This is a genomic window from Johannesbaptistia floridana (assembly GCF_057440575.1).
Genome location: NZ_JALKVM010000310.1, coordinates 1 through 8,271 on the forward strand (window position 1 = coordinate 1; position 8,271 = coordinate 8,271).

The 8,271-nt window shown below is 38.7% G+C and carries 7 protein-coding genes; 4 read left to right on the top strand and 3 right to left on the bottom strand.

The features are described 5' to 3' along the window. From MW688_RS18200 to MW688_RS18210, 3 genes are all read right to left on the bottom strand, one after another. Positions 1-1,513 (bottom strand): tetratricopeptide repeat protein (locus tag MW688_RS18200; RefSeq protein ID WP_486737435.1); only part of this gene is annotated, 1,513 nt, incomplete at its 3' end. Positions 1,514-1,880: 367 nt separating this feature from the next. Continuing rightward, the gene (locus MW688_RS18205; protein WP_486737436.1) at positions 1,881-2,237 is read right to left on the bottom strand and encodes a hypothetical protein; all 357 of its coding nucleotides are present in this window, start codon (positions 2,235-2,237) and stop codon (positions 1,881-1,883) included. Positions 2,238-2,916: 679 nt separating this feature from the next. After that, positions 2,917-3,663: a cytochrome c biogenesis protein CcdA gene (locus tag MW688_RS18210; protein ID WP_486737437.1), complete on the bottom strand. Its 747-nt coding sequence runs from the start codon at positions 3,661-3,663 to the stop codon at positions 2,917-2,919. A gap of 198 nt (positions 3,664-3,861) precedes the next feature. Between MW688_RS18210 and MW688_RS18215 the strand changes: the two genes are divergently transcribed. The 4 genes from MW688_RS18215 to MW688_RS18230 all read left to right on the top strand — a co-directional run bounded on the left by MW688_RS18215 (position 3,862) and on the right by MW688_RS18230 (position 7,912). Beyond that, the gene (locus MW688_RS18215; protein ID WP_486737438.1) at positions 3,862-4,791 is read left to right on the top strand and encodes a vitamin K epoxide reductase family protein; all 930 of its coding nucleotides are present in this window, start codon (positions 3,862-3,864) and stop codon (positions 4,789-4,791) included. Continuing rightward, positions 4,792-5,190 carry a 6-carboxytetrahydropterin synthase QueD gene (gene queD / locus MW688_RS18220; protein ID WP_486737439.1) on the top strand — a complete coding sequence of 133 codons (399 nt, stop codon included), beginning with the start codon at positions 4,792-4,794 and terminating at the stop codon, positions 5,188-5,190. It begins immediately after the preceding gene. Next, positions 5,187-6,221 (top strand): UDP-3-O-(3-hydroxymyristoyl)glucosamine N-acyltransferase, encoded by a 1,035-nt coding sequence (lpxD, locus tag MW688_RS18225; protein ID WP_486737440.1) that lies wholly within the window; start codon positions 5,187-5,189, stop codon positions 6,219-6,221. Before queD ends, lpxD begins: the two co-directional genes overlap by 4 nt. Positions 6,222-6,772: 551 nt before the next feature. After that, the gene (locus MW688_RS18230; protein WP_486737441.1) at positions 6,773-7,912 is read left to right on the top strand and encodes a restriction endonuclease subunit S; all 1,140 of its coding nucleotides are present in this window, start codon (positions 6,773-6,775) and stop codon (positions 7,910-7,912) included. Positions 7,913-8,271: the final 359 nt, after the last annotated feature.

An 8,271-nucleotide genomic window follows, 5' to 3' on the forward strand; every position in this document is an offset into this window, starting at 1 on the left:
CAGCCCAATCTAAGGGTACAAGCTCCCGTTTCCTTTCTAATAGGGCGTTTTGATAAGATTTAATGGCAGATTCTAGATTCTCACCCCGGTCTCCTTTGATTCTCTGGCTGTAAGCATTTCCCAGATTATTTTGGGTTCCAGCCCATTGTAAGGGTACAAGCTCCCGTTTCCTTTCTAATAGGGCGTTTTCATAAGATTGAATGGCAGATTCTAGATTCTCACCCCGGTCTCCTTTGATTCTGTCACTGTAAGCAGCTCCCAGATTATTTTGGGTTCCAGCCCAATCTAAGGGTACAAGCTCCCGTTTCCTTTCTAATAGGGCGTTTTGATAAGATTTAATGGCAGATTCTAGATTCTCACCCCGGTCTCCTTTGATTCTCTCTGTGTAAGCAAGTCCCAGATTATTTTGGGTGGTTGCCCAATATAAGGGTACAAGCTCCCGTTTACATTCTAATAGGGCGTTTTGATAAGATTTAATCGCAGATTCTAGATTCTCACTCCGGTCTCCTTTGATTCTATATAGGTAAGCATTTCCCAGATTATTTTGGGTTCCAGCCCAATCTAAGGGTACAAGCTCCCGTTTCGATTCTAATAGGGCGTTTTCATAAGATTTAATCGCAGATTCTAGATTCTCACCCCGGTCTCCTTTGATTCTCTCGCTGTAAGCTGTTCCCAGATTATTTTGGGTCATTGCCCAATCTAAGGGTACAAGTTCCCGTTTCCTTTCTAATAGGGCGTTTTCATAAGATTGAATCGCAGATTCTAGATTCTCACCCCGGTCTCCTTTGATTCTGTCAGTGTAAGCATTTCCCAGATTATTTTGGGTCATTGCCCAATCTAAGGGTACAAGCTCCCGTTTCCTTTCTAATAGGGCGTTTTCATAATATTTAATCGCAAATTCTAGATTCTCACCCCGGTCTCCTTTGATTCTGTCTCTGTAAGCAGCTCCCAGATTATTTTGGGTTCCAGCCCAATCTAAGGGTACTACTTCGCGGCGATATTCTTCTAAGGCTAAGTTGTAGGCGGTAATTGCGATTTCCTGACTTGCTGGCTTATTGAAGGGAAATTCTCGGAAACGATTACCAAGGGAAACAAATACTGCGGCTACACTTTGTTTTTGTGAATCTTCAAACCAAGTAATATTTTCCTGCCACCATTTTTGTAGAGTTAGGGGCAGTATCAGATTCACTTTATCTAGATTATTCTGTAAGTAGGGGTATACTTGCTCTTTAGCGCCATTATGATTGATAATTAGGATCAATAATTCCTCTAAGAAGGGCAGATAGGATTCAGTGAGATAGTCTACCAAGCTATTACCGATTTGCTGTAACCATCTAGCTTCTGGTTCTTCTAGGGTATCAACTACTGCTACTATATATTCAATTAGGGTATAGTTTACTAATTCACTGTGAGATTCGAGTAGATTATTTACTTCTTCTCCATTATTGCACTGGATTAGATTCTCAATTAGCTCTAGGTATTGTTGTTGAGGGTTATCTGCCGGGGTGGACATGGTTTTACTCTATCATAATACTATTTATTATAGTACAGAATTTATTCATTTTCTCTTTTAATAATGATACCCAGCAGGGAGCAGGGAGCAGGGAGCAGGGAGCAGTAGTAGCCTGTAGGTTGGGTTGAGGAACGAAACCCAACAATCTAAATAAATTCCTTGATGAAATGGTGGTTATTTTGTTACCCAAAATTAAGTTTAAATAAACTTCCCACAATTACTTCAAAACTCATCTAACGGTGCGTTACGGCTACTTCTTACTCATTACTTCAAGACTTCAAGACTTCAAGACTCATCTAACGGTGCGTTACGGCAATCAGTTATCTTAGTTGTGATGTTCTCAAAGTACTCTTTTGCCTAACGCACCCTACAACTCTTTTTGTGCAATGGCATAGCGATCGCTTTTAGCTTGATTTATTTCTATTAAACCACGAATGATGGATATTGCTTGTTGAGAGCCTTGGTGTGGGCGCAAGCCTTGGTGTGGGCGCAAGCCTTGGTGTGGGCGCAAGCCTTGGTGTGGGCGCAAGCCTTGGTGTGGGCGCAAGCCTTGGTGTGGGCGCAAGCCTTGGTGTGGGCGCAAGCCTTGGTGTGGGCGCAAGCCTTGGTGTGGGCGCAAGCCTTGGTGTGGGCGCAAGCCTTGGTGTGGGCGCAAGCCTTGCGCCCCTACTATAATTGAAATGACTGACGGTGCGTTACGGCTACTTCTTACTTCAAAACTCATTACTCATTACTTCAAGACTCATCTAACGGTGCGTTACGGCAATCAGTTATCTTAGTTGTGATGTTCTCAAAGTACTCTTTTGCCTAACGCACCCTACAAATACAACAACTACTTAATTCTACATTCTTCTTGACAATTATCTAGTCATTAAGTTATACTGTTCGTATGGGGGAGTTCGCCCCTATTGTAGTATAAAATAATAAGTAAATAAATAAAGAGCGATCGCACCTTCGGGATGTAAAAACCAGATTTGATGAACGCAAAATATGAGTAATAATTATTTTGACGTAATCACTATTCTCCTAGTTTGCTAACAGCAGATGCGATCGCATCTGAATTTACCAAGATTTGTCGAGGAATATCAAGAGGAAATTGTAAGTAAGCTTATTAAGCTCATATCTTGCACGCAAGTACAAAAGTACAGAAATTGACCAACAGGCGAGAATCAATTTTAAAGCGCGATCGCATTAATTCTTTACTTCAAAACTTCAAAACTTCTTACTTATTACTTCAAAACTTCAAAACTTCAAAACTCCTTACTCCTTATTCCTTACTTCTTACTTCTTACTTCTTACTCATTACTCATTACTCATTACTCATTACTCATTACTCATAATTCATCCACAACCAGTAGCTTTTGCTAAAGGTGGAAGATCTCAGACAGGTGAAGGCAGATGAGTTATATTGGTTGATTGAGTACAGGTAAGCGTGATAGTAGTGAGAGGATACCAAAAATCAATAATAGTGCTCCACTCACGGGGTTAATCCATCCTGCCCAACTTCGTAAACTTAGAAACTTCTTAATTACTCCTGTAAACACTCCGGCTATGACTAAAGGAGCTACATAGCCTGTAGCGTAGGCTAAAAGCAATACGCCACCAATGGTCAAGTTTTGACTACTAGCTACCCAAGCTAGTAAGGTTGCTAAAACTGGAGTACTACAAGGAGAAGCAACTAAGCCAAAAGTTAAACCAAAGAGATAAGAGCGTATAGCGGGGGGCAAATCATCAGTAATCCAATCAGTTTGATTCAAACTGGGGAAACGTAGAGGAATAATTTCTAAAAGATTTAAACCCATAATAATGGCGATCGCACTGACAATAATTGGTAATCCTAGGCCAATTTGCCCATAAACGCGCCCTACTCCTGCGGCGATAATCCCCAATACTGCCAAAGTTGTTGCCAAGCCGAAGGCAAACCACAGAGATTGAATGGTAGCTTGTAGACGACTTTGATTTTGATACCCTCCAATATAGCCAATGGTAATTGGTAGCATAGAAAGCATACAGGGGCTTAAACTGGTGAGTAATCCAGCTAAGGCAATAATCCCGATACTGAGGATACTTAGATGATTGAGTTGTTGAGCGACTAATTCATTAGCAGCTTGTTCTATATCGTATATAAAGGTATTAATATCAGAAAACATATTTTTTTATAGATACTAACTTGTATAGTTTTATTGTAATTTAAAACGAGGTTAGTAGTTGGACTTTAGTCCAAAAAAGAATAGATATTAGAGTTTGATCGGGATTAGTTAAGATTCGTTACCTAGAGGGGAAACACCTTAGACAAACTCTAGAAGCAAAGCCTAAGATAGAATAGTAATTTAGCTTTAGGTTTAGCAATGAGAAGTTTACCCTTAGCTTCATTAAACAATCGCTCACGCATAGCCCTCGCGGTGATTGCGACCTTAGGATTATTAGAAACCGCCTATTTAACTATAGCGGAATTCTCAGGCAAAGCAGCAGAACTATGTCCTACTGCTGGTTGTAAAGAGGTTCTAGAAAGTCCCTATTCTAAGATTTTTGGTTTACCCCTAACTCTGTTTGGTTTTCTTGCCTATACAACAGTGCTTTTAGTAGCCCTATCTCCGGCAATTATCGCCAAAATTCAACCCGAATTAACAAAAAAATGGGAACAGAATAGTTGGCTATGGTTACTAGCTATTACTACCTGTATGGCAGTAAGTAGTAGTTATTTGATGTATATAATGTTTTTCAAAATTCAGGGAATCTGTCCCTACTGTGTCTTTTCAGCTTTATGTTCTTTGAGTTTACTTATGATAACTATTTTTGGTCACAAATGGCTTAATTGGCGTCAACTAAGTTTAATCGCAGTAATTGCCGGAGTCATCACCTTAACAGGGGTTTTCAGTGTCTACGCTAACGTAGAGTATATAGCAGATAATCCAGCTACAACTAAACAAGGAGAATTAGGACCCCCAGTAACTAATGAATCTGGAGAGGCAGAAATTGCTTTAGCTAATCATCTCCAGAAAATTGATGCTAAAATTTATACAGCATACACCTGTCCCCACTGTTACGAACAAAAACAGCTATTTGGCAAAGAAGCGATTAAAATTATTAATAATATTGAGTGTAATCCCCAAGGGGCAAATGCACAACCACAACTATGTGAAGCTGCCGGGTTAAAAGGAGTCCCCACTTGGGAAATAAATGGCGAACTCTACCCAGGAGTGCAACCCTTAGAAAGACTCGCTGATTTGTCAGGATATACAGGTTCTCGCGATTTTACTTACGTTTTTCCTTACTAAATGCTAAAAGAGCAAACTTGGTTAATATACAAAGAATTTCGCTTTGAAGCGGCCCATAGACTTCCCCATCACCAGGGGAAGTGTCAGCGCCTACATGGTCATAGCTGGGTAGGAAAAGTATATATCAAGAGTAACAAGTTAATCGAAACAGGACCACAACAAGGAATGGTCATGGATTTTGGAGAGGTAAAAAAATATATAAAACCTCTATTAGATAATTATTTAGACCACTATTACTTAAATGAAACTACCGGGTTAGAAAATCCAACTAGTGAGGAGATCGCCCGTTGGATTTTTGAAAAATTACAGGAGATGCAATTACCGGGACTTTATGCTATAGAAATAAGAGAAACCTGCACCAATGGTGCCTATTATTGTCCCCAATTTGAACAAATATGAAGTTTAATGAGATTTTAACCAAACTAAATCACCCTCCCACCTACCAAAGTTTAACAACTAAACCTGATTGCAATCCGGTAATTAAGGGCTTAGCTGCTGTAGATGCAGCCCAAATAGGGGACATTAGCTATATAGAGGGGAAAAAATACGCCTCTTGGGTGGAAACAACTGCCGCTAGTGCCTTAATTCTCCCAGAGGATGAATCTTTACAAAAGATAGCTACATCTAGAGGGATTGCCTGGTTTACTACTTCTAATCCTCGTTTGAGTTTCGCTGAGGTGATTAATCTATTTTATCAACCCTATCAACCTCAACCTCAAATTCATCCTACAGCAGTTATTGATGCCACGGCTAAAATTGCTCAAGATGTTTATATTGGTCCTAATGTGGTAATTTACGAAGATGTGGTGATTGAAGACCAATGTTGCATCTATGGCAATGTAGTTATATACCCTCAAGTAACCATTGGCAAACAAACAATCCTCCACGCTAATTGCAGCATTCACGAAAAAACTCAAATAGGTTCAAATTGTGTAATTCATAGTGGCGCGGTAATTGGCGCTGAAGGCTTCGGTTTTGTGCCCACATCCACAGGATGGTATAAAATGCAGCAATCAGGGGTAACTATTCTGGAATCAGGGGTAGAAGTAGGGTGTAATAGTACCATAGATAGACCAGCAGTAGGAGAGACTCGTATAGGTGAAAATACAAAAATTGACAACTTAGTACATATTGGACATGGTTGTCAAATTGGGTCAAATTGTGTTTTTGCTGGACAAGTAGGGTTGGCAGGAGGAGTTACTGTGGGGAATAATGTAATCTTAGCAGGACAAGTGGGAATAGCCAATCAAGCGAAAATAGGGGATGGGGCGATCGCTTCTGCTAAAGCAGGTATTCACAATGATGTGAAGCCAAAAGAAGTTGTGTCAGGGATTCCTGCTATAAATCATCGTAAATTTCTCAAAATCAACGCTATTACCCAACGTCTCCCAGAAATCTACCAATTATTTAAAAATATTCAATCTAAGTAGGGGAGAATCAAGAATTATTTTTTAACTATCTATCTATATAGCAATTCTCATACTGGTGAGAAAGGTTATCCTTTTGAGGCTCCGAGGCACCGACTCAGATCTTGCATCTTTATCCAAAGTTACTTGTGGTGGTTAAGTTTTGAAGTAATGAGTTTTGAAGTAATGAGTAAGAGAATTAATGCGATCGCGCTTAAAAATTGGTTGACACTCAAGGCGTATTCAGTATTTTTGTTCTATAGATTCGATCTTCGGCGAAAGAGAAATGAACTTTTTCTGAGGTTAATTTAGTACATAAGTACTGGTGAAAGATGTGAGATCAGGGAATATTTAAGCTAGTATTAAGTTTCACGACTTTTATATGTCAAAACCATTGTTTGTACTGCTATATTAGTAGAAAATCATCATCAGTGAGAAGGGGTAATTTCTATGCCGTCTGGAGTATTTAAACATAAGGAGGTGGAGTATGAGTCTCCAAGGGTGATTTTGCACCTGTTGATGTGTCTAAAGGAGCAAATAAGAGAGGATTTACAGGCGTTGGAGGCGATGTTGGGGTGAATCAAATTAAACTATCTGATTTAGTTGAAATATCAAAAGGAAAAAAACATGAATTATCAAATGATGGCAAAAGATATATTCAAATTGATGATTTAAGAAGCTCTTCTAATATTAAATACACAGAAGACAAAAAAGGTATAAGTGTCGATAAAAATGATTTGATTATAGTATGGGATGGTGCTTATGCAGGTCTTGTCAGTTATGGTTTAGAGGGATTAATTGGAAGTACTTTGGCTAGATTACGTCTTAAAGAAAAAAATGTATTTACTCCCTATCTTGGTCGTTTTCTTCAATCACAAATGAAATTGATTCAATCTACTCGTACTGGTTCAACTATACCTCATGTAAGTAAAACTGCTTTATTGAATATAAGAATACCCTTACCCCCCCTAGAAGAACAAAAACGCCTAGCCGCAATACTAGATAAAGCTGATGAGATTCGACGCAAGCGCCAGGAGGCAATCAAGTTAACTGAAGAGTTACTGCGATCGCTTTTTCTGGATATGTTTGGCGATCCTCTGACTAATCCTAAGGGGTGGGAGACTTTACCGATGAGTGAGATTATTTCAACAATAGAAGCAGGATGGAGTGTAAAAGGAGAAGACCGTAAGTGTAATATTGAAGAATGGGGAGTTCTTAAAATTAGCGCTGTTACTTCTGGAATATTTAATCCTGAAGAACACAAAGCAGTTAATAACCCTTTTTTTAAAAAAAAGCCCGTTATTCCTCAAAAAGGTGATTTGCTATTTAGTCGAGCAAATACCAGAGAATTAGTGGCCGCAACCTGTTTAGTAGAAAAAAGTTGTGAAAAGTTATTTTTACCTGATAAGTTATGGCGCATTAAAACTCATACTAATGTCGCAAATGTAGAATATTTAAGGTTTCTCTTAGCCAACAAGAAATATAGAAGCTTACTATCAAGCTATGCAACAGGAACAAGTGGTTCCATGTTAAATGTTTCTCAAGCCAAGCTTTTAAATATGTATGCACCTGTTCCAGATTTGACTATTCAAAAGGAATTTTCAGATATTGTCTGGAATACATATAAACTAAAAAAGCATAATTACAAATCTTTAGATAATTTAAATTTAAATTTTAACTGCTTACTACAAAAAGCCTTTCGTGGAGAACTGTAAAAAAAACAACCTTCATAAACAAAGAAGGGGAGAATCATTGTGCTGTAAATATTTCCCTTCTGTCTTCTTCCTCTCAAGCGGTTTAAATGCTTTAACTGGTAAAACCGTATTAACAATAAAGATCCTAGAGGAATGATAGATTGCGATCGCGTGACAATTGTCGAGGACAGACTAGATGGGAAAAAGTATTATAGATTTAGCCAAAAAGATCAATTTATTCTCGAAAAGTATTAGAGGATACTTTTTATTCCCGTATCTTTGTGAAAGGATTATAGTTAGTAATGTAATACTCACATTTTATAAAGCGTCAACTTCTGCGGGCTGAAGCCGCGCAGCTTGGACGGCCCAACGTCTGACTA

What these genes read in the sequence shown, in the direction of transcription:
- MW688_RS18205 (WP_486737436.1), bottom strand. Translation starts at nt 2,237, where the DNA reads ATGAGTTTTGAAGTAAGAAGTAGCCGTAACGCACCGTCAGTCATTTCA.
- queD (WP_486737439.1), top strand. Translation starts at nt 4,792, where the DNA reads ATGCTAAAAGAGCAAACTTGGTTAATATACAAAGAATTTCGCTTTGAA.
- lpxD (WP_486737440.1), top strand. Translation starts at nt 5,187, where the DNA reads ATGAAGTTTAATGAGATTTTAACCAAACTAAATCACCCTCCCACCTAC.
- MW688_RS18210 (WP_486737437.1), bottom strand. Translation starts at nt 3,663, where the DNA reads ATGTTTTCTGATATTAATACCTTTATATACGATATAGAACAAGCTGCT.
- MW688_RS18215 (WP_486737438.1), top strand. Translation starts at nt 3,862, where the DNA reads ATGAGAAGTTTACCCTTAGCTTCATTAAACAATCGCTCACGCATAGCC.